Here is a 25,662-nt window from a genome sequence, read left to right on the forward strand (position 1 = left end):
GTTCTTCACAAGAGATTGGCCCCTCCCGGGCGGCGAAAGCCGTTCCGTTGACCCTTTTGGGGGCTCAACTGCCGTTTGAACGTGTTCAGGAGGGGGTTGTGAAGGGGGCCGGGGAAAGGGCCCGGCAGGGGGTCGCGCGACCGCTCCGGAGAGTCGGAGCGGCAGCTCACGCGGTCTTGACGGGGGGTCTCCGCACCCGGTCGGAACCTCCGCGCGCCGTGACCCCGGTCACGTGGGCCGGGGAGTGTAACACATACCCCGTAAGTCCTTGTGAAGGGGCGCACGAATGACCCCCCTGAGGCGGGTGGATACTCGATGGCATGAGCACCACGGAGCGTCCCAGGATCCTCGTAGTAGGCGGTGGGTACGTAGGCCTGTACGCGGCTCGACGCATTCTGAAGAAGATGCGTTACGGAGAGGCGACCGTCACCGTCGTCGACCCCCGGTCGTACATGACCTACCAGCCCTTCCTCCCCGAAACCGCCGCCGGCAACATCTCCCCCCGCCATGTCGTCGTACCCCTGCGACGCGTGCTGCCGAAGGCGGAGGTCCTCACCGGCCGGGTCACCACCATCGACCAGGACCGCAAGGTCGCCACGATCGCCCCGCTGACCGGCGAGGCGTACGAGCTGCCCTTCGACTACCTGGTCATCGCCATGGGCGCGGTCTCCCGCACCTTCCCGATCCCCGGCCTCGCCGAACAGGGCATCGGCATGAAGGGCATCGAGGAGGCCATCGGCCTGCGCAACCACGTCCTCGAACAGCTCGACAAGGCCGACTCCACCACCGACGAGGAGATCCGCCGCAAGGCGCTCACCTTCGTCTTCATCGGCGGCGGCTTCGCCGGCGCGGAGACCATCGGTGAGGTCGAGGACATGGCCCGGGACGCGGCCAAGTACTACCGGAACGTGTCCCGCGAGGACATGCGCTTCATCCTGGTCGACGCCGCCGACAAGATCCTCCCCGAGGTGGGTCCCAAGCTCGGCGCGTACGGCAAGGAGCACCTGAAGAGCCGTGGGGTCGAGGTCTACCTCTCCACCTCCATGGACTCCTGCGTCGACGGCCACGTGGTGCTGAAGAACGGCCTGGAGGTCGACGCGGGCACCATCGTGTGGACCGCGGGCGTCAAGCCCAACCCGGTGCTCTCCCGCTTCGGCCTGCCGCTCGGCCCGCGCGGTCACGTCGACTGCGCCGCCACGCTCCAGGTGCAGGGCACCGACTACATCTGGGCCGCGGGCGACAACGCCCAGGTGCCGGACCTGGTCGGCCGCAAGAACGGCAACCCGAACGCCTGGTGCCCGCCCAACGCCCAGCACGCGCTGCGCCAGGCCAAGGTCCTCGGCGACAACGTGGTCTCCGGCATGCGGGGTTTCCCGCAGAAGGAGTACAGCCACGCCAACAAGGGCGCGGTCGCGGGCCTCGGCCTGCACAAGGGCGTCGCGATGATCGTCCTGGGCAAGATGAAGATCAAGCTCAAGGGCCGGCTCGCCTGGTACATGCACCGCGCCTACCACGGCATGGCGATGCCGACGTTCAACCGCAAGATCCGCGTCTTCGCCGACTGGACGCTCGGCATGTTCCTCAAGCGCGAGGTCGTCTCGCTCGGCGCCGTCGAGACGCCGCGCGAGGAGTTCTACGAGGCCGCCAAGCCCGCCCCGGTCGCCGCCGCCGCGAAGACCGAGGAGAAGGCCAAGGCGTCCTGACCTCCCGCCTCACCCGCAGTTCCCCGAAGGGGCCGTCCGCCATCCGTGGTGCGGACGGCCCCTTCGCCGTCCGCCCGAACGGAACCGCATGCTCCGTACAGCCATTTTGCGGAGTCATAACTCCAATGCGGGACTGCGGATCGGCCCGGCCGGTGTTTACGTAAGGAGTGATTCATCCGGTCTCACGGAGGTGTGCGTCATGGCAGACGCCGCGTTGCGGCTGAAGGGCCTCGTCGAACAGTTGCTGGGGGCCCCGCTCCCCGTCCGCGTCCGCGCCTGGGACGGCACCGAGGCCGGGCCGCCGGACGCGCCCGTGCTCGTCGTCCGCAACCGCCGCGCACTGCGCCGTCTGCTGTTCAAGCCCGGCGAACTGGGCCTGGCCCGCGCCTGGGTGGCCGGTGACCTCGATGTCGACGGCGACCTGTACGCCGCCCTCGACGCCCTCGCCGACCTGATCTGGGAGCGCGGCGAGGACGCCCGCACCCTCGGCCAGGCGCTGCGCGACCCCGAGGTCCGCGCCGCCGCCCGCGGCCTGCTCCGGCTGGCCGGCCCGCCGCTGCCGCCCGCCCCGCCCGCCGAGGAGATGCGCCGGCGCCGCGGCCACCTGCACACCCGCCGTACCGACAAGCGCGCCATCAGCCACCACTACGACGTCGGCAACGACTTCTACGAACTCGTCCTCGGCCCCTCCATGGTGTACTCCTGCGCCTACTGGCCCGCCCCCGAGTCCGCGGGCGGCACCCTGGAGGAGGCCCAGCGCGACAAGCTCGAACTGGTCAGCGTCAAGCTCGGCCTGAAGCCCGGGATGCGCCTGCTCGACGTCGGCTGCGGCTGGGGCTCCATGGCCATCCACGCCGCCCGCGAGCACGGCGTCGACGTCGTCGGCGTCACCCTCTCCCAGGAGCAGGCGGCGTACGCCCGCAAGCGCGTCGCCGAGGAGGGCCTCACCGACCGGATCGAGATCCGCGTCCAGGACTACCGGGACGTCACCGACGGCCCCTTCGACGCGATCTCCTCCATCGGCATGGCCGAACACGTCGGCGCGGAGAAGTACCTCCAGTACGCGCGGCACCTGTACGCCCTGCTCAAGCCCGGCGGACGGCTGCTCAACCACCAGATCGCCCGCCGCCCCCAGCGCGACGAGTCGGCCTACGACGTGGACGCGTTCATCGACGCCTACGTCTTCCCCGACGGCGAACTCGCGCCCGTCGGCACCACCGTCACCCAACTGGAGCGGGCCGGATTCGAGGTCCGCGACCTGGAGTCGATCCGCGAGCACTACGCGCTCACGCTGCGCCGCTGGGTCGCCAACCTGGAGGCCGGCTGGGACCGGGCGACCGGGCTGGTCAGCCCCGGCCGGGCCCGGGTCTGGCGCCTGTACATGGCCGCCTCCGCGCTCGCCTTCGAGCACAACCGCATCGGCGTCAACCAGGTCCTGGCGGTACGGACCCCCGAGTCCGGCACCTCGGGCCTGCCGCTGCGCACCCGCACCTGGAACTGACGGGACGGGACCGGTCCGGCTCGGATCGGCCCGGATCGGCCCGGCTCGGATCGGATCGTCCCGGCTCGGATCGGATCGTCCCGGCTCGGATCGGCCCGGCTTGGACCGACCCGGCTCGGCCCGGACCGGGCGAAGGGCCCCACTCCCGGGCGGGAGGGGGCCCTTCGGACGCGTACGGGTCACCCCGCGGGCCTCGCTCCGGACCGGCGCGAGCCCCATCGCGGGCGCGGCGGACGGGTCACTCCGCGTTGATCGCCCGGAGCATGTTCAGCCTGCCCGCCCGGCGGGCCGGCCACAGCGCCGCCAGGACGCCCACGGCCGCCGCCAGCAGCAGGAACACCGCCATCCGGGCCCACGGCAGGACCAGTTCGTACGTCGGCATCCGGGAGCCCAGCAGCTCACCGGCCGCCCAGCCGAAGAAGACGCCCAGACCGATGCCCAGCACCCCGCCGAACAGCGAGATCACCAGGGACTCCAGACGGACCATCCGCTTGACGCCCCGCCGGTCCAGGCCGATCGCCCGCAGCATGCCGATCTCCTGGGAGCGTTCGAACACCGACATGGCGAGGGTGTTGACGACACCGAGGACCGCCACGATCACGGCCATGGCCAGCAGGCCGTAGAGCATGTTCAGCATCAGCGTGAACATCTGCGCGATCTCGTTGGACAGGTCCTTCTTGTCCTGGACCTTGATCGCCGGGTTGCTGCCGAGGGCCTTCTCCAGCTTGTCCTTGGCCGTGTCCGAGGCGCCGCCGGACGTCTTGACCAGCACCTGCATGTCGTCCGGGTCGCTCTGGTGCGGGGCGAGGGCCCCGGTGTCGAGCAGGATGCCGCGGAACAGCTCGTTGCCCTCGTAGACCCCGGCGACGGTCAGCCGCTGCTTCTCGCCGTCCTCGTAGGCGACGGTGAACGTCGAACCCGCCCGCCAGCCGTGCGACTCGGCGGTGCCGTCGTCCACGACCACGCTGGCGCCGGCCACCCGGAAGGCGCCGTCCGTCACCTTCAGGTCGGTGAGCTCACCGATGGCGGAGCCGGTGACGCCGGTGAGGTACTCGGTGTCGCCGTCGATCCGGGAGGCCGCGTTGCGCATCGGGCTGGTGGCGGTGACGCCGTCGGCGCGGGCCAGTTCGCGGGCCACGTCGGGGGAGAGGGAGTGCCCGTTGGCCATGGAGACCACGTAGTCCGCCTCGATGGCCGCCGCCGCCATCTTGTCGATGGACTTCTGCAGGCTGCCCGCCATCACCGTCATGCCGGTGATCAGGGTCAGGCCGATCATCAGCGCCGAGGCGGTGGCGGCGGTGCGGCGCGGATTGCGCACCGAGTTCTGCCGGGCGAGCCGGCCGGCCACGCCGAACAGGCGCAGCACCGGGGCGGCCGCGGCGATCAGCGGACGGGACAGCAGCGGCGTCAGCACGAACACGCCGATGATCAGCAGCACCGCGCCCAGCCCCATCGGGGCCTGCCCGTCCGTGCCGTCCATCGTGGTGGCCACGAGGACCACCGCGACACCGGCGGCGGAGAACAGCGCGCCGATCGTGTTCCGCAGCACCAGCGACTTGGTGGTCGCCTTCGCGTGCAGACTGCTCATCGCAGCGACCGGCGGGATCTTCGCCGCGCGCCGGCTGGGCAGCCAGGCCGCGAGCATGGTGACCAGGACGCCGACCGCGAGGGCCGTGGCCACCGTGCCGGGGGTGACCACCAGCGGCCCGTCCGGTACCTGCGCGTCCAGGGTGCCCATCAGGGCGCGCAGCCCGGCGCCGATGCCGATGCCGGCGGCGAGCCCGGCGACGGCGGCGACCACGCCGACCACGAGCGCCTCAGTCAGCACCGACCGGGTGACCTGCCGGCGGGAGGCGCCGACCGCGCGCAGCAGCGCCAGCTCCTTGGTGCGCTGGGCGACCAGCATGGTGAAGGTGTTGGCGATGATGAAGGTGCCGACGAACAGCGCGATCCCGGCGAAGACCAGCAGCCCCTGCTTCATGCCGCTCATCTGGGAGGAGATCGACTCAGCCTGGTCCTCGGCCAGCTTCGCACCGGTCGTGGTCTCCACGAGGTCCGCGGGCAGCGCCTTGTCCAGCCCCGCCTTGAGCGCGGCCTGGGAGACCCCCGGCTTCGCCGTCACGTCGATCTCGTCGTACGTGCCCGGCTTGCCGAACAGCTTCTGCGCGGTCGCCGTGTCGAACAGGGCCAGGCTGCCGCCCGCCGCGACCGCGCCGTCGTCGGTGTCGAAGACGCCGGTGATCCGCGGGGTGAGGACCGGGCCGTCCACCGACAGGCGGACGGTGTCGCCGACCCGGTAGCCGGTGCGTTCGGCGGTCTTGGCGTCGATGAGGACCTCGTCCGCACCCTTGGGCGCGCGTCCGTCGGTCAGCGGGTAGCGGGGGTCGTCGGTGCCCCAGTAGTTGCCGCCCTGGGTGCTGAAGCCGCCGCCGATCAGCTTGCCGTCCTTGCCGGCGACGGCGGTGAAACCGCGCACCACCCCCACGGCGGAGGCGGCGCCCGGCACCTTCGCGGCCTCGTCGATCAGCGCGCCGGTCAGCTCTGGCACCTCACCGACCCGGTCGCCCTCGGCCTCCTTGTACTCGGCGGAGACGGCGACGTCGACGTGGTCGAAGCCCTTGGCGGAACTGTTCTGGTAGGCGTCGGTGAGGGAGTTGGTGAAGACCAGGGTGCCGGAGACGAACGCCACGCCGAGCAGCACGGCGAGCACGGTCATCAGCAGCCTGGTCTTGTGCGCGAGCACATTGCGCAAGGCGGTACGGAACATGGGGGTCTTCTCTGCTGTCGGGAGGGCGGGGCGGGACGACCGGGCCGGCGACGAGCCCGGATCGGGGCAGCGAGCCGGCACGGGCCGCCCGGATCGGGGAGCGAGCCGGATCGAAGAAGCGAGCCCGGATCGGGTAAGCGAACCGACGCGGGCCGCCCGGGTCGGGGGCGAGCCGGCGCGGGGCCCGCCCGGATCGAAGAAGCGAGCCCGGATCGGGTAAGCGAACCGACGCGGGCCGCCCGGGTCAGGGGTGAGCCGGCACGGGGCCGCCCGGATCGGGGCAGCGAGCCGGGCGGGCCACCCGGGTCGGGTAAGCGAGCCGGCGTGGGGCCGGACGGGCGTCAGCTCGTCCGGCCCTTGGCGTCGAACCGCTTCATCCGGTCCAGCACCGAGTCGGCCGTGGGCCCGTGCAGCTCGTCGACGATCCGGCCGTCCGCGAGGAAGACCACCCGGTCGGCGTAGGCCGCCGCCACCGGGTCGTGGGTCACCATCACCACCGTCTGCCCCAGCTCCCGCACCGAATTGCGCAGGAAGCCCAGCACCTCGGCGCCGGAGCGGGAGTCGAGGTTGCCGGTCGGCTCGTCCCCGAAGATGATCTCCGGCTGGGAGGCCAGCGCCCGGGCCACGGCGACGCGCTGCTGCTGGCCGCCGGAGAGCTGCGAGGGCCGGTGCTCCAGCCGCCCGGACAGCCCGACCATCCCGATCACCGAGTCCAGCCACTGCCGGTCCGGCTTGCGGCCCGCGATGTCCATGGGGAGGGTGATGTTCTCCAGCGCCGTCAGCGTCGGCAGCAGGTTGAACGCCTGGAAGATGAAGCCGATCTTGTCCCGGCGGAGCCTGGTCAACTGGCGGTCCTTCAGGGACCCCAGCTCGGTCTCCCCGACCCGCACCGAGCCGGACGTGAAGGTGTCGAGCCCGGCCACGCAGTGCATCAGCGTGGACTTGCCGGAGCCGGACGGCCCCATGATCGCGGTGAAGCGGCCCCGGGGGAAGTCGACGGTCACCCGGTCCAGGGCGACCACCTTGGTCTCGCCCTGCCCGTAGATCTTCGACAGTTCCGTGGCGCGGGCGGCCACGTCGGTCGAGCGGTCGGCGATGGGTGCAGTCGTCACGGAAGAGGCACTCCTGTCGGTACGGCGGTGTGTCGGGGGGACGTGAACCATCGTCCCGGCCGGGCGGCGCCGGGGAGTCAGCCGCAGTTCCGGTTCCCGGGGGCGACCTCGGTCGGACGGCCGGGCCGCGTGTCATACCTGGGGATGACGGACGGCTCCGACGTGCGCGTCAGGTCGAGAACCGGTGGAGCGCCCTCGTTCGGACGGTGAAATTCCGTCATTCCGCACGCGTGGCGGAGGACCGCGCACAAGGCTATTGGCAGGTGCGGACGACCAGTTCGATGGTCTGATGCTCCCTCAGACGCCAATAAAATAAGACAACATCGGTCCACCCGTCCGCTGTTCGGGCGAGGCGTCCCGATAGGCTCGAACCTCGACGCGGAGCCCACGGCCTGCCCGGATGGTGGAATGCAGACACGGCGAGCTTAAACCTCGCTGCCCCTTCGCGGGCGTGCCGGTTCGAGTCCGGCTCCGGGCACCTTCGCGAAACGGCTCCCGTGCGGTGTGCGCGCCGGGGGCCTCGTCCTCCTTCTTGCCCGAAGAGCTCGTCCCACACCCGTTGACACCGGGCGCGTGCGGTCGGAAACTCACGTCAGCGATCGGTGAAGGAATTTTCACCACGCGAACAACGGCCACGCTACCGCACCAGCGGACATCACCCAAGGGCAACGACGCCAAGCGAAGGGAACGACCGATGCGCACCACCGTCGGCATCATCGGGGCAGGCCCCGCCGGACTCCTCCTCGCCCGGCTGCTCCGCAACGCCGGGATCGACTCGGTCGTCCTGGAGAGCCGCGACCGGGACTACGTGGAGCGCCGGCAGCGCGCCGGGATCCTGGAGCAGGGCACGGTGGACGTACTGCGCGAGGCCGGCGCCGGGGAGCGCATGGACCGCGAGGGCCTGCGCCACGACGGCATCGAGCTGAGGTTCGACAAGAAACGGCACCGCGTCGACTTCCCCGCGCTCACCGGCGGCCGGTCGGTGATGGTGTACGCGCAGACCGAGGTCTGCAAGGACCTGATCGCCCTCCAGCTCAAGGAGGGCGGCCCGCTGCTGTTCGAGACCGAGGCGCTGGCCGTCGAGGGCGCCGACACCGACCGCCCCCGGGTCCGCTTCCGCCGCGAGGGCGTCGAGGACGTACTGGAGTGCGAGTACGTCGTCGGCTGCGACGGCTTCTGGGGCGTGGCCCGCAAGGCGGTCCCCGCCGGACTCGCCCGCACCTTCGAACGGACGTACCCCTTCGGCTGGCTCGGCATCCTGGCCGACGTCGCCCCCTCGCACGACGAACTGGTCTACGCCCGGCACGACCGCGGCTTCGCCCTGCTCTCCATGCGCTCCCCGTCCGTCTCCCGCCTCTACCTCCAGGTCCCGGCCGGCACCGATGCCGAGCAGTGGGGCGACGAGGAGATCTGGGCCGAGCTGGAACGCCGCTTCGAGACCGCCGACGACTGGCGCCTGGAGCGCGGCCCGATCACCCAGAAGTCGGTCACCCCCATGCGGTCCTACGTCCACGAACCCATGCGGCACGGCCGGCTCTACCTGGCCGGCGACGCGGCCCACATCGTGCCGCCCACCGGCGCCAAGGGCCTCAACCTCGCCGTCGGCGACGTCGTCACCTTCGCGCGGGCCCTGGTCCACCGGCGCGAGACCGGCTCCGAGGACCTGCTCGACGCCTACTCCGCCACCTGCCTGCGCCGGGTCTGGCAGGCCGAGCGGTTCTCCTACGACATGACCACGCTGCTGCACCGCGCCCCCGACGCCACCCCCTTCGAGGACCGCCTGGCGACCGCCCGCCTGGAGCGGATCGCCTCCTCCCGGGCCGCCGAGACCGACCTCGCCGAGGCGTACACCGGCTTCCCCCTCGGGTGAGGGGAATCACCGGCCCGCGTAGCGTGTTCCGCAGCGGTGAGAGGGAAAGATCCTCCCCAAGCAGTAGGGTCATCCCTTTGCCGTTCCATTACTCTTGAGCCAAGGCTGCGCAGTGTGGCCATGGAGGAGTGAAATGAGGAGCAGAAACCCGGTCTTCTCGCGACGGGGGTTCAGCCGCGACAACGGCTACGCGGGCTTCAACACCGCGCCGCAGGCCGGGGGACCCGCTGTCGCCACGCAGGGCAACCCGTACGCCCAGCCGACCGGCAACCCGTACGCGCAGAACCCGTACGCCCAGCAGGACCTGCAGTACGGCGCCCCGCAGGCGCCGGCCGCCACCGACCGGATGACCATCGACGACGTCGTGCTGCGCACCGGCACCACGCTCGGCGTGCTCATCGTCACCGCGGCGCTGTCCTGGGCCCTGCTGCCCGTCGACGACGCCAACATCTCGCGGTCCTACGGCATCGCCGTCGGCGCCGCCCTGGTCGGCATGGTGCTGGCGCTCGTCCAGTCCTTCAAGCGCACGGCCGTGCCCGCGCTGATCCTCGCCTACGCCGCGTTCGAGGGCGTCTTCCTCGGCGTGGTCTCCAGCGTCGTCGACAACCGCATCGCGGACGGCGCCGCCATGCAGGCCGTGATCGGCACCATGGCGGTCTTCGCCGCCGTGCTGGTCGCCTACAAGGCGGGCTGGATCCGGGTCAACCGGCGCTTCGTCGGCTTCGTGCTGGCCGCCTCGCTCGGCTTCGTCCTGCTGATGATGGTGAACCTGCTGTTCGCCGTCTTCGGCGGCGGTGACGGCCTCGGCTTCCGCAGCGGCGCCCTCGGCGTCCTCTTCGGTGTCGTCGGCGTCATCCTCGGCGCGCTCTTCCTCGCCCTGGACTTCAAGCAGGTCGAGGACGGCATCGCCTACGGCGCCCCGCGCAAGGAGGCGTGGCTCGCCGCCTTCGGCCTCACCCTGACGCTGGTCTGGCTCTACCTGGAGTTCCTGCGTCTGATCGCCATCCTGAACAGCAACGACTGACCCCGCCCGCCCGGCACAAGGGCCCCCGGCGCTGCCGCCGGGGGCCCTTCGGCGTGTGCGGGACGCCGCCTGCCGCGCTGCTAGGCCAGCCGGCGCGCGGCCCTCCTCAGGTCGTACTCGTGGACGATGGCCTTGGCGTGGCCGTAGGCGAGGTTGTGCTCGTGCCGGAGCCAGCTCACCTTCTCCTCGAAGCGGAAGAGAGCGGGACCTTCCTCGACGGTGCGCAGCCAGTCGGCGATCTCACGACCGGTGCAATGGGGGATGCGGGCGAGCAGATTGCGATGGGTCTCCTCGGAGAGGACATGGGACATCGGCGCCTCCGGACGTATGGGATGTATGCCGGTCCTTCAGGTCACCGTGCCTGAGCCGCCGCCCGTTGGCAACAGTCCCGCACCGCCGCGTACGCTCACGCCGTGGTTGATACGACGCCCCTGACCCGCGCGGTCGAGCACTTCGCCGACCGGCTCCGGGCCGCCCCGCAGAGCCGTCTGCAGCGCGGCGCCGCCGCGGCGGCACTGGACCTGGCCCGGGAGATGTCCCGCCGCGCCCAGCTCGCCGAGGACCCCGGGGCCGAGCCCCGCGAGATGCCGGACGCCGGGATGTTCGCCGCCGCCGACCAGATCACCGTCGCCGGGAACGACCTCGCGCTCGTCCTGCGCGACGGGGCGGAAGTGGAGGAAGCCGTACGGCTGGTCGCGCGGGCACAGGAACGCGCCGGGGTGTGACCCCGGCGCGCCGCCGGTCCGTACGGCTGCGTCCGTACAGCAGTGTTCGTACGGTCAGAGCGAGGCGATGACCCGGTCCGCCAGGACGTACACGCTCTCCCCGCCGCAGGCGAAGGTCAGCGCGTAGGCGCCCGAGACGCCCGAGCCGCCCAGCAGCACCGGGACGTCACCCGCGCGCAGCGCCGCGGCCAGGCGCTCCGCGGTCTCCCGGTGGCCCGGTGTCATGCACAGCGTCGTCCCGTCCACGAAGACGTACACGTCCAGCGTGCCCAGCGGCCCCGGCCGGACGTCCGTCAGCTCCACCTGCCCGGCGGCCAGCTCCTCCAGCACGGCGAGGGTGCGCTCGTGGTCGCTGATCACCGGCGAGGGGTTGGGCACGAAGTCCGGGTGCGAGGGGTGGCGGCGGCGGGCGGCGGCCAGCTCGGCGGACTCGCCCGCGGGCTCCTCGGCCTCCGCCACCGGCTCCAGGCCCATGAAGTCGGCCTGCCGGGGCAGATACGGCTCGCTGTCGGACAGCCCCAGCAGCAGCGGGGTGTCGGAGGCGTCGCGGGCCTCCTGCGCGGCCCAGAAGGCGCGGGCCTCGGCGAGTTCCCGCTCCCGCTCCTCGGCCAGCGCCTGGGCGACGGCGGCCCGTATCTCGTCGGCGTCGGCCGTGGTCCGGGCGGCGGGCACCCGGCCGCGCAGGGCCGCGGCGCGGCTCTCGGCCAGCTCCGTGCGCAGGGCCGCGACCTGGCGGCGCAGCACCCGCACGCCGCGCAGGACGGCGACGCCCACGGCACCGGTGGCTGCCGTGGTGAGCAGCAGGGCGATCGATGTGGCGCTCACTGACGTACTCCCGGTTCAAGGTCGACCCCCGACTTCCTACATCAGCTTGAAGGCCGGACTAACCCGCTGTCAGTGCGTAACGTCACGAACCGGACAGGTCTTTGGGCCCGTACGTCACTGCTGGGGCCCATCTGACCTGCGTAAATCCCGGTGGCGAGGGAGATAGGTCACATCCTGGGGGAGATTGGGTCACAAAACGGCCCAGAACCCTGGTGTTCCGGGGTTCCGGGCCGGTATGTGACGCTCGGTCGCGGGGGTGCTACCGAAGGTTCGCGCCGGTCAGCTCAGACGCTCGATGACCATGGCCATGCCCTGGCCGCCGCCGACGCACATCGTCTCCAGGCCGAACTGCTTGTCGTGCCACTGCAGGGAGTTGATCAGCGTGCCGGTGATGCGGGCGCCGGTCATGCCGAAGGGGTGGCCGACCGCGATGGCGCCGCCGTTGACGTTGAGCTTCTCCAGCGGGATGCCCAGCTCGCGGTAGGAGGGGATCACCTGGGCGGCGAACGCCTCGTTGATCTCGACCAGGTCGATGTCGTCGATGGTCAGTCCGGCGCGGGCCAGGGCCTGCTTGCTCGCCTCGACCGGGCCGAGGCCCATGATCTCGGGGGAGAGGCCGGAGACGCCGGTGGAGACGATCCGGGCCAGCGGGGTCAGGCCCAGCTCGCGGGCCTTGGTGTCGCTCATGATCACCAGGGCGGCGGCGCCGTCGTTGAGCGGGCAGCAGTTGCCGGCGGTGACCAGGCCGTCGGGGCGGAAGACGGGCTTGAGGCCCTGCACGCCCTCCAGGGTGACGCCGGGACGGGGGCCGTCGTCCTTGCCGATCACCGTGCCGTCCGGGAGCGTCACGGGGGTGATCTCCCGCTCCCAGAAGCCGTTCTTGATGGCCTCCTCCGCGAGGTTCTGCGAGCGGACGCCGAACTCGTCCATCTCCTGGCGGGTGACGCCCTTGAGGCGGGCCAGGTTCTCGGCGGTCTGGCCCATCGCGATGTACGGGTCGGGCAGCAGGCCGTCCTCGCGCGGGTCGTGCCAGGTGGTGCCCTCCTGCTGGGCGACCTCGGCGGTGCGGGCCTCGGCCTCGGCGAACAGCGGGTTGTGCGTGTCCGGGAGGCTGTCGGAGTTGCCCTTGGTGAAGCGGGAGACCATCTCGACGCCGGCCGAGACGAAGACGTCGCCCTCGCCGGCCTTGATGGCGTGCAGCGCCATGCGGCTGGTCTGCAGGGAGGAGGAGCAGTACCGGGTGACCGTGCAGCCGGGCAGGTGGTCCATGCCCATCTGCACGGCGACGATCCGGCCGAGGTTGTTGCCCTGCTCGCCGCCGGGCAGGCCGCAGCCGAGCATCAGGTCGTCGATGTCCTCCGGGTCCAGCTCCGGGACCTTGGCGAGAGCGGCCTGGATGATGGTGGCGGCCAGGTCGTCCGGGCGCAGTTCCTTGAGCGAGCCCTTGAAGGCGCGGCCGATGGGGGAGCGGGCGGCTGAGACGATCACGGCTTCGGGCATCACGGCTCCAGACGACGACGGTAGGGCGTACGGGGGAAATTACCCGTAGGTAAGCTCCCGGTCACTGCCATTGTCGTGTGATGCGGGCCTCTTTTCCAAGCGCTTGCTTAGCGCGTCGGAGGGTGGTTGCGCCGACGGGCCGGCGGGGACCCCGGCGGGGGCGGGCAGCGGGGCGAACAGCACCCGGTCCACCGGCGGCCGGGTCAGCGGCTGGACCAGCCGCCGCACCGGCGGCGAGGCCAGCACCGCCGCCAGCGTCACCCCGAACAGCAGCAGTCCGAGCAGCTCCAGTCGGGTGTCGGTCCGCTCGATCAGGCCCTTCTCCCGCAGCGGGAGGATCACCAGCGGATGCAGCAGATAGACGGTGAAGCCGCCCGACCCCAGCACGGAGATCAGCGGCAGCCGCCGCTTCGGCATCACCCGCAGCAGGCACATCACCAGCCCCGCCGCCGAGGCCAGCACCAGCAGCCGCACCACCCAGGCGCCCTCCATGCCCAGCGGGGTGTCGGCGGTGTACGCGTGCCGCATCGACAGCCAGGTGCCCTTCACCTCCGCGTGCCACAGCAGGCCCACCACGCCCGAGCCGAGCAGCCCCGCCACCGCCACCGGCAGGCTCCACCGGGCCGCGAACCAGTCCCGCAGCAGGCCCTGGCCCAGTTGCCAGCCGAAGTAGAACAGCGGCAGGTACACCAGGGTGCGGCTGGCCGAGAGGGTCAGCCCGAACTCGTCGACGTACCCGACCGCGAGCGCGACCGCCGTGGTGACCAGCAGCGGGTGCCGCAACTGGACGACCAGCGGCAGCAGCAACCGCCAGAAGAACAGCGACATCAGGAACCACAGCGTCCACGGCAACTGGACCACGTACACCTTGAAGGGGCCGCCGAGCGCGTACTGCTCCAGCGAGAACAGCAGGCTGAAGACGAGCGCGGGCAGCACGATGCTGCGCAGCAGGGTACGGGTCTGCCGCGGGCCCAGCGGGCCCCCGCTGCTGAAGACGCCGGCCAGGACGACGAAGACCGGCACCCGGAACGCCCAGGTCGCCACGTGGAAGACGGCCAGCGACTCATGGCGGCTCATGATGCTGCCGACGGTGTGCAGGACCACGATCAGCGCGGCCGAGACGAACCGGGTGTTGTCCCACCAGGGGTCCCGGTCGGGGCGGACGGGCCGGGGGTGGTCGGCGGATCTCGGCGGCGGCTTCTTCATCGCGGGCACAGGCTCCTGACAGCGAGGTCACAGGACAGAGCCGCCCACCATCCCCAGGCCGGGGAAGCCACGGGTTACGGGGGGCGGCTCGGTCGGTGAACGCTGGGTGTACGGAAGGTCCTGGGGGTGTGAGGGGGGCTGGGGGTGCGGGAGGTCCCGGGGGCGTGGGGGGCTGATGGGTGGGGAGTGGTGGGGCGCCTGTGTCCTGCGGTGCGCGCGGTGGTGGGGGTGCCGTGCCGTGCGGGGCGCGCGGTGGTGGGGTGTCGTGCCGGGTGCCCTCAGTCGGGTACCGCGGTGTTCAGTACCGCCTCCGGGACCCGGCGGCGCCTGCGGCGCTTGAGGAGGGCCCAGGGGCCGCGCGGGCCCGTCGGCGCCGCCGCCGCGACCTCCGTACCGGCCTCCGAGGCGGCCTCGGCCGCCGCCCGGGCCACCGGCAGGAAGCCCTCGCGGCGGGAGGCGTCCGGACGCTCCTCGTCCGCCGGCCACAGGCCGAGCGCCGCGCACACCGTCGGCAGCAGGGCCATCGCCGCGGTGGCGTACCCCTCTACGGACGGGTGGTAGTTGTCCGGGCCGAACAGCTCCCGCGGATTCCGCGCGAACTCGGGGCCCAGCAGGTCGCCCAGCGACACCGTGCGCCCGCCCTGCTCCACCACCCCGATCGTCTGCGCCGCCGCCAACTGCCGGGAGACGTGCCGGGCCAGCCACCGCAGCGGCTGCCGCACCGGCTCGATCGTGCCCAGGTCGGGACAGGTGCCGACCACCACCTCCGCACCGGCCGCGCGCAGCTCCCGTACCGCGCTCGCCAGATGGCTCACCGAACGGGCGGGCGGCATCCGGTGGGTGACGTCATTGGCGCCGATCATGATCACGCAGATGTCCGGCACCCGCGCCGGGTCCGCCAGCACCAGCGCCACCTGCCGGTCCAGGTCGTCCGACCGGGCCCCCGGCAGCGCGACCGACCGCAGGCGCACCGGCCGCTCGGCGACCGCCGCCAGCCCGGACGCCAGCAGCGCGCCCGGCGTCTGCCCGGCCCGGTGCACCCCCTGGCCGGCCGCCGTGGAGTCGCCCAGCATCACCAGCTTCAGCGGCGGCTCACCGGCCGTGGGCAGGGTGCCGCCGTACAGTCCCTCCGCGTTCGGCACCCGGCCGGGTGTGCCGACGCCCACCCGGCGCCGGGCCAACTGCACCTCCGCCAGCAGCAGACCGACCGCCGCCGCCCCGGCCAGCCCGATGCCGCCGCCGCCGTAAGCCGCGCCGGCCGCGATCCGCCGGGCCACCCTCGCCCTCGACATGCTCGTCATGCGTCGCCGCCACCTCCTTGCGAGCCGTACACCCACTGCTTGCCCCGTACGGACCGTCGCCCAATCTCCACGGACAGTGAACGACCGTCACGGGCCCACACCGGCCGCGGCAGGCCATAGGCTGGCCGGCACAACCATCACGACCACATCTTTTGCGGCATCCGGAGACAACGGTGCAATTCCACGACTCGATGATCAGCCTCGTCGGCAACACCCCGCTGGTGCGGCTCAACAACGTGACCAAGGGCATCAGGGCCACCGTCCTGGCCAAGGTCGAGTACTTCAACCCGGGCGGCTCGGTGAAGGACCGCATCGCCCTGAGGATGATCGAGGCCGCCGAACAGAGCGGCGAGCTGCGGCCCGGCGGCACCATCGTCGAGCCGACCAGCGGCAACACCGGGGTGGGACTCGCCATCGTGGCCCAGCAGAAGGGCTACAAGTGCATCTTCGTCTGCCCCGACAAGGTGTCCACCGACAAGATCAACGTGCTGCGCGCGTACGGCGCCGAGGTCGTCGTCTGCCCCACCGCGGTCGCCCCCGAGCACCCCGACTCGTACTACAACGTCTCCGACCGGCTGGTCCGTGAGACGCCGGGCGCCTGGAAGCCCGACCAGTACTCCAACCCGCACAACCCGCTCTCCCACTACCACTCGACCGGCCCCGAGCTGTGGGAGCAGACGGAGGGGAAGATCACCCACTTCGTCGCGGGCGTCGGCACCGGCGGCACCATCTCCGGCACCGGCCGCTACCTCAAGGAGGTCAGCGACGGCCGGGTCAAGGTGATCGGCGCCGACCCCGAGGGCTCGGTCTACTCCGGCGGCTCCGGACGCCCGTACCTCGTCGAGGGCGTCGGCGAGGACTTCTGGCCCACCGCCTACGACCGGACCGTCGCCGACGAGATCGTCGCCGTCTCCGACAAGGACTCCTTCCAGATGACCCGGCGCCTGGCCAAGGAGGAGGGCCTGCTGGTGGGCGGCTCCTGCGGGATGGCCGTCGTCGGCGCGCTGCGGGTCGCCGAGCGGCTCGGCGAGGACGACGTGGTGGTCGTCCTGCTCCCGGACAGCGGACGCGGCTACCTCAGCAAGATCTTCAACGACGAGTGGATGGCCGACTACGGCTTCCTGGAGGACACCGGCCCCAGCGCCCGCGTCGCCGACGTCCTGGACCACAAGGAGCACGGCTCCATCCCCTCCCTGGTCCACATGCACCCCGACGAGACGGTCGGCCAGGCCATCGAGGTGCTGCGCGAGTACGGCGTCTCCCAGATGCCGATCGTCAAGCCCGGGGCGGGCCACCCCGACGTGATGGCCGCCGAGGTCGTCGGCTCGGTCGTCGAACGCGAGCTGCTGGACGCCCTGTTCACCCAGCGCGCCTCGCTGGACGACCCGCTGGAGAAGCACATGTCGGCGCCGCTGCCGCAGGTCGGCTCCGGCGAGCCGGTCGCGGACCTGATGAGCGTGCTCGGCGCGGCGGACGCGGCGATCGTCCTGGTCGAGGGCAAGCCCACCGGCGTGGTCAGCCGCCAGGACCTGCTGGCCTTCCTCGCGGGCCCGGCGAAGTAGCGGCGGCGGGACGGGGGTTGACGGGGAGCGGGGCCCGCGACGGGGGGCGGGAGCCCTGACGGGGAGCCGACGGGGGCGGGGGCCGCGACGCCGCGACGGGGGGGGCCGGGAGCCGTGACGGGGCTGGCAGCCGGGGCGGGCCGGACACGCCGCGGCGAACGCCGGGTGAACCGCCGGTGACCTCGGCGAACGTGCGGTGGACCGCGGGTTGTCGAGGATTCGCGAACTGGTACGAGCGTGTCACGTGTACGCAGCACACGCTTAACACGGGTACGGCACCTTAGGGGTTGTCGGCAGGGCGGGAGCGGCTCCCCGCCCCGGCCGGCACCGAACGGCGCCAAGGACCTTCCGGAGCGGCTCCCGGACCTCCATGGACGCCACGGACGCGCGGCCCGGTCCCTGACCCGGCCCCGTGTCCCTCGCGGGGACCGCCGTCGTCCCGCCCCCCGGCAACGGGGGTGCGGCGGTCCCCGCGCATTATTGCGTTCCGCGCCGGAGGCGGGGGCCTCGCCGGCTCAGTCCTTCCAGTCGTCGTCCCGGCCGCCGCGGCGCCGGGCCGAGGGCCCCCAGGCGCGGGCCGCCTGCACGACGTTGACCCCGACGATGCCCGCCCAGGCCACCAGCAGCCCCGACAGGTCGGCGACCCCGCCCCCGATCGCGGACAGCGGCACCGCGAGCACCAGCGTCACGATCCCGAAGCCGAACCGCTCGCCCCAGGTGTCCGTGGGCTGCGGCGACCGCGAGTCCCGGGCCACCGTCATCTGCTGCTCCGCGAACTGCCGGCGCACCCGGCGCTCCACCGCGCCGTCGAGGCGTTGATCGACCTTCTCCAGGAACGAGTCGACCAGCGCGGACTCGTACTCCTCGCCCAGTTCCTTGCGGGCCTGCAGGGTGGCGTCGAGTTCTTTCCTCAGATCGGCGTCCCGTGCGTCCATTCCCGTCATGTCAGCCACGGTACGGACCCGGGCCGGTTTCCGGCACTGGGGACAGCCCCCGGATCCGGGCGGAGGAGAACCCGGCGCTGTATAACGGTATGCAGAATTCAGGGACCGTGAATAGGTCGCGGAGCGGGTCGAGGGGGAGCACGTCATGAACGGGACCGAGAGCCCGGCCGCGAAGCTGCAGGCGCTGTTCGAGGGGCACCGGCTGACGCCCACCCAGCGGCGGATCGCGCACAGCATGGTCCGGCGCGCCGCCGACGTGCCGTTCCTGTCCAGCGTGGAACTGGCCGAACTGGCCGGGGTCAGCCAGCCGTCCGTGACCCGCTTCGCCGTCGCCCTCGGCTTCGACGGCTACCCGGCGCTCCGCCGCCATCTGCGCGAGGTCGCGCCCGCCGCCGGGCCGGCCGTGGACGCCGGGGCGCCCAACGAGTACCAGCAGGCGGTCGAGGCCGAGATCGAGAACCTGCGCCACCTCGCCGAGGCGCTCGCCGACCCCGAGCCGGTCCTGGCGGCGGGCCGGGTGCTCGCCGGGAGCCGGCCGCTGCCCGTCCTCGGACTGCGGGCCGCCGCCGCCCAGGCCCACGGGTTCGCCTACTTCGCCGCCAAGGTCCACCCGGACGTACGGCTGCTGAACGAGGGCGGCAGCATGCTCCACGACCGCATCGACGCCGCCGCGCGGGCCGGCGCGAACGCCCTGCTCTGCTTCGCGCTGCCCCGGCACCCCCGGGAGGCCGTCGACGCCCTCGTGCACGCCAAGGAGTCCGGGCTGACCGTGGTCACCGTCGCCGACTCCGCCTTCGCGCCGGTCGCCAAGGTGTCCGACCTGCTGCTGCCCGCCGCCGTCGGCACCGGGCTCGCCTTCGACACGGCGTGCGCGCCGATGCTGCTCGGCCGGGTGCTGCTGGAGGCGATGTGCGACGACCTGCCGGACGCCCAGGCTCGGCTGGAGGAGTTCGACACGCGGGCCGCCGCGCGGGGCCTCTTCGTGGAGTGAACGCGCCTGCGCGGCGGCCCTCGGCCGTTCTCATCCTCGTCTCACCTTCTGCCGCTAATCTGCCGCCTCTGACACACCCTTCGGACGCTTCGCAGGACTGGACGGGAGGCTGGACGTGGCACGCGGAGGACTGGGGCTGGCTCGGGTGGCCGTCGTCGTACGGGCGGGTGCGGCCCCTCTGTGGTGGCTGGGCGTGATCGCGGCGGGCATCGGCGTACTGGTGCCGGGACTGACCGGGCGGCGGATCGGCGTACTGGCCGGTGCGGCGCTGTTCCTGATCGCGGGGGCCGTCGTGGCGTGCGCGCGCCGCCGCCGGTACGACGCGCTGTCCCGCGCGGCGGCCCGGGCCGGCCGGCACGACGTGCTCCAGGACCGCGCGGTCACCGCCCGCAACTGGCGCCGCGGGCACCGCTGGTGGCTGCTCCTCGCCTTCCTCGCCGCCGTCGGCAGCGCCGTCGCGGTCCCCGCGGCCGGGGGCCTGCTGCTGGCGGGCTGCGGGGTCGGCCTGTGGGTCAAGGCCGCCTGGATCGGCCGCCGCGAACGCGCCCTGGACGCCCTGCTGTGGGTACGCGTCGACTGGCTCACCCCCTCCGCCGGCCGCCCCACCGGCAAGAAGGTCAAGGGCTACCGCACGACCGGCGTAGCAGCGGGCGACGCGGCCCCCGGCGGCACGCGGCGCAGGACCCCGGCCCTGGTGTAACACCGGGCCAGAGACCCGCCCACGAGGGGCACGGGGAACCGCGCAACGAACCACGACGCACCCGCACCGACACGACGACGGGCAGGCCCACTAGGGGCGCGGGGAACTGCGCGACCGGCCACGACGTGCCCGCGCGGGGTCGATTACCGGTCTCCCCGCGCCCCGGCCGCCGTCAGCGCGTCCGCGTACGCCCCGCCCGCCTCCCGCACGATCTCCTCCACCGGCTGCGCCTCCCGCACCGTCACGAACCGCACCCCGTCCCCCTCCGTCACGAACCCGAACACCCCAGGGCGCGTCAGCGAGTTGTAGCCGTAGTGCTGCGCGAAGTAGTACGCGCCCGTGTCCGGCACCGCCACCACGTCCCCCTGCTCCAGCGGCGGCAGTTCCCGGCCCGCCGCCAGCAGGTCGCCCGCGAAGCACGCCGGCCCGGCCACGTCCTGCGCCACCGCCGGCCCCTCCTTCGGCCGGCCCTTCGCGTCGTACGCGAGCACCCGCAGCGGCCACGCCTCGGGCGCGTACACCGTCCGCGTCGCGACCTGGACGCCCGCGTGCGTCACCGCCACCCGCCGCCCGCCCGCGCTCTTGGCGTACTCCACGCGCGCCACCAGCGTCCCGTGCCGGGCCAGCAGGGACCGCCCGAACTCGGTCACCAGGCCGTACGCCCCGCCGAACAGCCCCGGCACCGCCTCCCGCAGCACCCGCACGTACTCCCCGTACGTCGGCGTCGTCACGTCCGAGGCGAAGTTCACCGGGAGGCCGCCGCCGATGTCGAGGGTGTCGATCTGCCGCCGCCCGGCCCGCGCGTTGATCTCCTCGGCCAGCGCGTACGTCTCCGCCACGCCCCGGGCCAGCAGCGGCAGCGGGATGCCCTGCGACCCGGTGTGGGCGTGCAGCCGGGTCAGCCAGGGCCGGTCCAGGAAGGCCCGCACCACCCACTCCCGCGCCCCCTCGTCCCGCAGCGCCACCCCGAACTTCGAGGTCGCCGTCGCCGTCGACATCGCCTCGATGGAGCCGCCGCCGATCTGCGGGTTCACCCGGAGGCCGAGCGGCGCGCCGGAGGGCGCCTCGGCCAGCAGCGCGTCCAGGCGGGCCAGCTCCTGCGGATTGTCCGCGTTGACGGCGATGCCCAGGGCCAGCGCCTCGCGCAGTTCGGCCACCGTCTTGGCGGGGGAGTCCAGGATCGTCCGCTCCGGCGGCACGCCCGCCGCCCGGGCCAGCGCCAGTTCCCCGGGGCTCGCCACCTCCGCGCCGAGCCCCTCCTCGGCCAGCAGCCGCACCACCGGCACCAGCGGCGTCGCCTTCACCGCGAACGCGTGCAGCACCGGCGTCCCCGGCGCCACCGCCTCCTCGAACGCCGCCCGCAGCGCCGCCGCCGACTCCCGGATGCCCCGCACGTCCAGCAGTCCCGCCAAGGGCGTGCCGGGGCCGAGCAGCCCCTGCTCCACGGCGGCCCGCACCGCCCGGTCCCGCCGCGCCACCCGCTCCGCGTCGCCGCCGGTCATGTCCGCGCCGCTCATCCCCGCCTCCGTTCCGTCGATGTCCGCACCCATGCCCATGCCCCCCAGCCAAACACCCGCACCGCGCCCCCGGTCGGCCCCGGACCGTATTGACTAGCTCTATTCACAAGGCCAGGATGTGAATAACGGCAACAACAACGCGCTGGAGCGAGCCACAGGAGGCATCCCATGTCCGTGTCCGGACCCCGTCCCGTCCGAGCACCGCGCGGCACGGAACGCAGCGCCCTCGGCTGGCAGCAGGAGGCCGCCCTGCGGATGCTCCAGAACAACCTCGACCCGGAGGTCGCCGAACACCCCGACAAGCTCGTCGTCTACGGCGGCACGGGCAAGGCCGCCCGCGACTGGCGCTCCTTCGACGCCATGGTCCGCACCCTGCGCACCCTGAAGCAGGACGAGACGATGCTGGTCCAGTCCGGCCGCCCGGTCGGGGTGATGCGGACCCACGAGTGGGCCCCGCGCGTGCTCATCGCCAACTCCCACCTCGTCGGCGACTGGGCGAACTGGGAGGAGTTCCGCCGCCTGGAGGCGCTCGGCCTGACCATGTACGGGCAGATGACCGCCGGCTCCTGGATCTACATCGGCACCCAGGGCATCCTCCAGGGCACCTACGAGACCTTCGCCGCCGTCGCCGCGAAGAAGTTCGGCGGCACCCTCGCCGGGACCATCACCCTCACCGCCGGCCTCGGTGGCATGGGCGGCGCTCAGCCCCTCGCCGTCACCATGAACGACGGCGTCGCGATCTGCGTCGACTGCGACCCCCGCGCCATCGACCGCCGCATCGAGCACCGCTACCTGGACGTGCGCGCCGACTCCCTCGACCACGCCCTGCGACTGGCCACCGAGGCCCGGGACGCCCGCCGCCCGCTCTCCATCGGCGTCCTCGGCAACGCCGCCGACGTCGTCCCCGAGCTGCTCGCCCTGGGCGCCCCCGTCGACATCGTCACCGACCAGACCTCGGCCCACGACCCCCTGGCCTATCTGCCCGCCGGCCTCGCCTTCGAGGACATGGCCGAGGCCGCCGCCAAGGACCCGGCCGGCTTCACCGCCCGCGCCCGCGAGTCCATGGCCCGGCACGTCGAGGCCATGGTCGGCTTCCAGGACGCCGGCGCCGAGGTCTTCGACTACGGCAACTCCATCCGGGGCGAGGCCCAGCTCGCCGGGTACGACCGGGCGTTCGCCTTCCCCGGCTTCGTCCCCGCCTACATCCGCCCCCTGTTCTGCGAGGGCAAGGGCCCCTTCCGCTGGGCCGCCCTGTCCGGCGACCCCGCCGACATCGCCAGGACCGACCAGGCCGTCCTCGACCTCTTCCCCGAGAACGAGTCCCTGGCCCGCTGGATCAGGATGGCCGGCGAACGCGTGCACTTCCAGGGCCTGCCCGCCCGCATCTGCTGGCTCGGCTACGGCGAACGGGACCGGGCCGGCGAGCGGTTCAACGACATGGTCGCCGCCGGGGAGCTGGCCGCGCCGGTCGTCATCGGCCGCGACCACCTCGACTGCGGCTCGGTCGCCTCCCCGTACCGCGAGACCGAGGCGATGCGCGACGGCTCCGACGCCATCGCCGACTGGCCGCTGCTCAACGCCATGGTCAACGTGGCCTCCGGCGCCTCCTGGGTGTCGGTCCACCACGGCGGCGGCGTCGGCATGGGCCGCTCGATCCACGCCGGGCAGGTCACCGTCGCCGACGGCACCCCGCTCGCCGGGGAGAAGATCCGCCGGGTGCTCACCAACGACCCCGGCATGGGTGTCATCCGTCACGTGGACGCCGGATACGACATCGCGGAGTCGGTGGCGGCCGAACGGAACGTGCGGGTGCCGATGCGCGAAGGTGACGAGCGGTGAGTTTCCACAGCATGTGGGCGGAGCTGCTGCCGATCGGCCGCCGCTCCGCCGCCGGCGGCTACCGGCGGTTCGCCTGGACCGGCGCCGACGCCGACTGCCGGGCCTGGTTCGAGCAGCAGGCCCGCTCCCGGGGCCTCGCCCACGAGGTGGACCGCAACGGCAACCAGTGGGCCTGGCTCGGCGACCCGGCCGCCGGGAACGCCGTGGTCACCGGCTCCCACCTGGACTCCGTACCCGACGGTGGCGCCTTCGACGGCCCGCTCGGCGTGGTCTCCGCCTTCGCCGCCCTGGACGAACTGCGCCACCGGGGAGCGCGGTTCACCCGGCCGGTCGGCATCGTCAACTTCGGTGACGAGGAGGGCGCCCGCTTCGGCCTCGCCTGCGTCGGCTCCCGGCTGACCGCCGGACAGCTCACCGCCGAGCAGGCCCACCGCCTCACCGACGGCGACGGCGTCACCCTGCCGCGCGCCATGGCGGCCGCCGGGTACGACCCCGAGGCCATCGGAGCCGACCCGGAGCGGCTGGACCGCATCGGCGCCTTCGTGGAGCTCCACGTCGAGCAGGGCCGCGCCCTGGACCTGACCGGCGACCCGGTCGGCATCGCCTCCGCCATCTGGCCGCACGGCCGCTGGCGGTTCGACTTCCGCGGCGAGGCCAACCACGCCGGCACCACCCGCCTCGCCGACCGGCACGACCCGATGCTGCCGTACGCCGAGACCGTCCTCGCCGCCCGCCGGGAGGCCGAACGCGCCGGTGCCGTGGCCACCTTCGGCAAGGTCGCCGTCGAACCGAACGGCGTCAACGCGGTGCCGTCCCTGGTCCGGGGCTGGCTCGACTCCCGGGCCGTCGACCAGCGGCGCCTGGACGCCGTGGTCACCGGCGTCGAGCGGGCCGCCCGCGCCCGCGCCGAGGCGCACGGCGTCGCCCTCGACGTGGCCCGCGAGTCCTTCACCCCCGTCGTCGAGTTCGACCACGCCCTGCGCGACGAACTCGCCCGCATCCTCGGCAAGGACCGGGACACCCCGCTGCGGGTGCCCGTCCTGGGCACCGGCGCCGGACACGACGCCGGAATCCTCTCCGCACGCGTCCCGACCGCCATGCTGTTCGTGCGCAACCCCACCGGCGTCTCGCACTCCCCGGCCGAGTCCGCCACCGAGGACGACTGCGTGGCCGGGGTGCTCGCCCTCGCCGACGTACTGGAAGGACTCGCCTGCACGTGACTGCCACCTCGCGGACGTACTGGCTGGAGCACGCCTGGCTCGGCACCCATGTCGAACCGGGCGTCACCGTCGACGTGGCCGGCGGCCGGATCACCGCCGTGCACCGGGAGACCCCCGCCCCGCCGCCCGGCGCCGAGATCCTGCGCGGCCTGACCCTGCCCGGCCTGGCCAACGCCCACAGCCACGCCTTCCACCGCGCCCTGCGCGCCACCGTCCAGGTCGGCTCCGGCACCTTCTGGACCTGGCGCGAGGTGATGTACTCCGTCGCCGACCGGCTCACCCCGGAGACCTACCACCGGCTGGCCCGCGCGGTGTACGCCGAGATGGCCCTCGCCGGCATCACCGCCGTCGGCGAGTTCCACTACGTCCACCACGCCCCCGGCGGCACCCCCTACGCCGACCCCAACGCCATGGGCGAGGCCCTGATCGAGGCCGCCGCCGACGCCGGCATCCGCATCACCCTCCTCGACACCTGCTACCTCTCCGCCGGCTTCGGGCGGCGCCCCGACGGCCACCAGCTCCGCTTCTCCGACGGGACGGCGGAGCACTGGGCCGAACGCTGTTCACTTCTCAAGGAACGGGACCACGTGCGGATCGGGGCCGCCGTGCACTCGGTACGGGCCGTGCCCGCCGGCCAGTTGGCGACCGTGGCGCGGTGGGCGGAGCAGCGGCGGGCGCCGCTGCACGTGCACCTGTCCGAGCAGACCGCCGAGAACGACGCCTGCCGGCAGGCCCACGGCCGCACCCCGGCCCGGCTCCTCGCCGACCACGGCGTCCTCGGACCGCGCACCACCGGCGTGCACAACACCCACCTCACCGACGCCGACATCGCCCTGATCGGCGGCAGCGGAACCGGCACCTGCATGTGCCCGACGACCGAACGGGACCTCGCCGACGGCATCGGCCCCGCCGCCGCCCTCCAGCGGGCCGGCTCACCGCTCAGCCTGGGCAGCGACAGCCACGCCGTGATCGACCTGTTCGAAGAGGCCCGCGCGATGGAGCTGGACGAGCGGCTGCGCACCCGCACCCGCGGTCACTGGACGGCCGGCGCCCTGCTGCGCGCCGCCACCGCCGACGGCCACGCCGCCCTCGGCTGGGACGACGCCGGCACCCTGGAGACCGGGGCCCGCGCCGACCTCACGACGGTCGTCCTGGACTCGGTCAGGACGGCCGGGCCGCTGCCCAGACTGGGCGCCGAGACGGCGGTATTCGCGGCGACCGCCGCGGACGTGCGGCACACGGTCGTCGCGGGGCGGCACGTGGTCCGCGACGGCGCCCACACGCTCGTACCCGATGTGCCCGGAGCCCTCGCGAAGGCCGTCGAAGCCCTTCGCGCCTGACGACCCACGAGGACG

The 25,662-nt window shown here is 73.0% G+C and carries 20 protein-coding genes and 1 tRNA gene; 12 read left to right on the plus strand and 9 right to left on the minus strand.

Annotated features, from left to right (window positions below):
• The first annotated feature begins 320 nt into the window (after window positions 1-320).
• On the plus strand, window positions 321-1,703 hold the full coding sequence (locus tag IE316_RS16065) for an NAD(P)/FAD-dependent oxidoreductase (RefSeq protein ID WP_190205003.1): 1,383 nt from the start codon (window positions 321-323) through the stop codon (window positions 1,701-1,703).
• A gap of 199 nt (window positions 1,704-1,902) precedes the next feature.
• Window positions 1,903-3,204, plus strand: coding sequence for an SAM-dependent methyltransferase (locus tag IE316_RS16070; protein ID WP_190205004.1), 1,302 nt, complete (start codon window positions 1,903-1,905; stop codon window positions 3,202-3,204).
• Between the two features lie 238 nt (window positions 3,205-3,442).
• On the opposite strand, the gene IE316_RS16075 is transcribed toward IE316_RS16070, so the two are convergent.
• Entirely contained in the window at window positions 3,443-5,971 is a 2,529-nt protein-coding gene (locus IE316_RS16075) for an ABC transporter permease (protein ID WP_190205005.1), read from the minus strand.
• A 341-nt stretch (window positions 5,972-6,312) separates the two neighbouring features.
• Window positions 6,313-7,083, minus strand: a complete 771-nt coding sequence (locus tag IE316_RS16080) for an ABC transporter ATP-binding protein (protein WP_190205006.1) — start codon at window positions 7,081-7,083, stop codon at window positions 6,313-6,315.
• 394 nt (window positions 7,084-7,477) lie between these two features.
• Between IE316_RS16080 and IE316_RS16085 the strand changes: the two genes are divergently transcribed.
• From IE316_RS16085 to IE316_RS16095, 3 genes are all read left to right on the plus strand, one after another.
• A tRNA-Leu gene (locus IE316_RS16085) sits at window positions 7,478-7,561 on the plus strand.
• Between the two features lie 216 nt (window positions 7,562-7,777).
• Window positions 7,778-8,953 carry a 4-hydroxybenzoate 3-monooxygenase gene (locus tag IE316_RS16090; RefSeq protein ID WP_190205007.1) on the plus strand — a complete coding sequence of 392 codons (1,176 nt, stop codon included), beginning with the start codon at window positions 7,778-7,780 and terminating at the stop codon, window positions 8,951-8,953.
• Window positions 8,954-9,086: 133 nt separating this feature from the next.
• Entirely contained in the window at window positions 9,087-9,977 is an 891-nt protein-coding gene (locus IE316_RS16095) for a Bax inhibitor-1/YccA family protein (RefSeq protein WP_190205008.1), read from the plus strand.
• Window positions 9,978-10,057: 80 nt separating this feature from the next.
• Here the strand turns inward: IE316_RS16095 and IE316_RS16100 are convergent, their stop codons facing one another.
• A complete protein-coding gene (locus IE316_RS16100; protein WP_190205009.1) occupies window positions 10,058-10,288 on the minus strand; it encodes a DUF4287 domain-containing protein in 231 nt (76 codons plus the stop codon).
• 102 nt (window positions 10,289-10,390) lie between these two features.
• On the opposite strand from IE316_RS16100, the gene IE316_RS16105 reads away from it, so the two are divergent.
• Window positions 10,391-10,702, plus strand: coding sequence for a hypothetical protein (locus tag IE316_RS16105; protein ID WP_190205010.1), 312 nt, complete (start codon window positions 10,391-10,393; stop codon window positions 10,700-10,702).
• A 54-nt stretch (window positions 10,703-10,756) separates the two neighbouring features.
• Here the strand turns inward: IE316_RS16105 and IE316_RS16110 are convergent, their stop codons facing one another.
• The 4 genes from IE316_RS16110 to IE316_RS16125 form a co-directional block, all read right to left on the minus strand.
• Window positions 10,757-11,527 carry a hypothetical protein gene (locus tag IE316_RS16110; protein WP_190205011.1) on the minus strand — a complete coding sequence of 257 codons (771 nt, stop codon included), beginning with the start codon at window positions 11,525-11,527 and terminating at the stop codon, window positions 10,757-10,759.
• A gap of 279 nt (window positions 11,528-11,806) precedes the next feature.
• The gene (locus tag IE316_RS16115; RefSeq protein ID WP_190205012.1) at window positions 11,807-13,027 is read right to left on the minus strand and encodes an acetyl-CoA C-acetyltransferase; all 1,221 of its coding nucleotides are present in this window, start codon (window positions 13,025-13,027) and stop codon (window positions 11,807-11,809) included.
• Between the two features lie 39 nt (window positions 13,028-13,066).
• Window positions 13,067-14,233: an acyltransferase family protein gene (locus IE316_RS16120; protein ID WP_190205013.1), complete on the minus strand. Its 1,167-nt coding sequence runs from the start codon at window positions 14,231-14,233 to the stop codon at window positions 13,067-13,069.
• Window positions 14,234-14,511: 278 nt separating this feature from the next.
• Entirely contained in the window at window positions 14,512-15,534 is a 1,023-nt protein-coding gene (locus IE316_RS16125; RefSeq protein WP_190205014.1) for an SGNH/GDSL hydrolase family protein, read from the minus strand.
• A 173-nt stretch (window positions 15,535-15,707) separates the two neighbouring features.
• Between IE316_RS16125 and IE316_RS16130 the strand changes: the two genes are divergently transcribed.
• Window positions 15,708-17,096 (plus strand): cystathionine beta-synthase, encoded by a 1,389-nt coding sequence (locus IE316_RS16130; protein ID WP_190205015.1) that lies wholly within the window; start codon window positions 15,708-15,710, stop codon window positions 17,094-17,096.
• 515 nt (window positions 17,097-17,611) lie between these two features.
• On the opposite strand, the gene IE316_RS16135 is transcribed toward IE316_RS16130, so the two are convergent.
• Window positions 17,612-18,031 carry a hypothetical protein gene (locus IE316_RS16135; protein WP_190205097.1) on the minus strand — a complete coding sequence of 140 codons (420 nt, stop codon included), beginning with the start codon at window positions 18,029-18,031 and terminating at the stop codon, window positions 17,612-17,614.
• A 154-nt stretch (window positions 18,032-18,185) separates the two neighbouring features.
• On the opposite strand from IE316_RS16135, the gene IE316_RS16140 reads away from it, so the two are divergent.
• Both IE316_RS16140 and IE316_RS16145 read left to right on the plus strand, forming a co-directional pair.
• Complete coding sequence (locus tag IE316_RS16140; RefSeq protein ID WP_190205016.1) at window positions 18,186-19,031, plus strand: MurR/RpiR family transcriptional regulator; 846 nt, start codon at window positions 18,186-18,188, stop codon at window positions 19,029-19,031.
• 115 nt (window positions 19,032-19,146) lie between these two features.
• Complete coding sequence (locus IE316_RS16145) at window positions 19,147-19,731, plus strand: hypothetical protein (RefSeq protein ID WP_190205017.1); 585 nt, start codon at window positions 19,147-19,149, stop codon at window positions 19,729-19,731.
• A gap of 143 nt (window positions 19,732-19,874) precedes the next feature.
• Here the strand turns inward: IE316_RS16145 and IE316_RS16150 are convergent, their stop codons facing one another.
• Window positions 19,875-21,281 carry a type III PLP-dependent enzyme domain-containing protein gene (locus IE316_RS16150; protein WP_190205098.1) on the minus strand — a complete coding sequence of 469 codons (1,407 nt, stop codon included), beginning with the start codon at window positions 21,279-21,281 and terminating at the stop codon, window positions 19,875-19,877.
• A 141-nt stretch (window positions 21,282-21,422) separates the two neighbouring features.
• Here IE316_RS16150 and hutU point away from each other — a divergent pair, with 141 nt between their 5' ends.
• From hutU to IE316_RS16165, 3 genes are read left to right on the plus strand one after another with little or no spacing between them, the layout of a single operon-like run.
• Entirely contained in the window at window positions 21,423-23,087 is a 1,665-nt protein-coding gene (gene hutU, locus IE316_RS16155) for a urocanate hydratase (protein ID WP_190205099.1), read from the plus strand.
• Window positions 23,084-24,307: an allantoate amidohydrolase gene (locus IE316_RS16160; protein WP_190205018.1), complete on the plus strand. Its 1,224-nt coding sequence runs from the start codon at window positions 23,084-23,086 to the stop codon at window positions 24,305-24,307. Before hutU ends, IE316_RS16160 begins: the two co-directional genes overlap by 4 nt.
• Window positions 24,304-25,647 (plus strand): formimidoylglutamate deiminase, encoded by a 1,344-nt coding sequence (locus IE316_RS16165; RefSeq protein WP_373311211.1) that lies wholly within the window; start codon window positions 24,304-24,306, stop codon window positions 25,645-25,647. The genes IE316_RS16160 and IE316_RS16165 overlap by 4 nt, the downstream gene beginning before the upstream one ends.
• Window positions 25,648-25,662 lie beyond the last annotated feature (15 nt).

The sequence above is a fragment of the Streptomyces fumanus genome (assembly GCF_014655295.1).
GTDB classification, from domain to species: domain Bacteria; phylum Actinomycetota; class Actinomycetes; order Streptomycetales; family Streptomycetaceae; genus Streptomyces; species Streptomyces fumanus.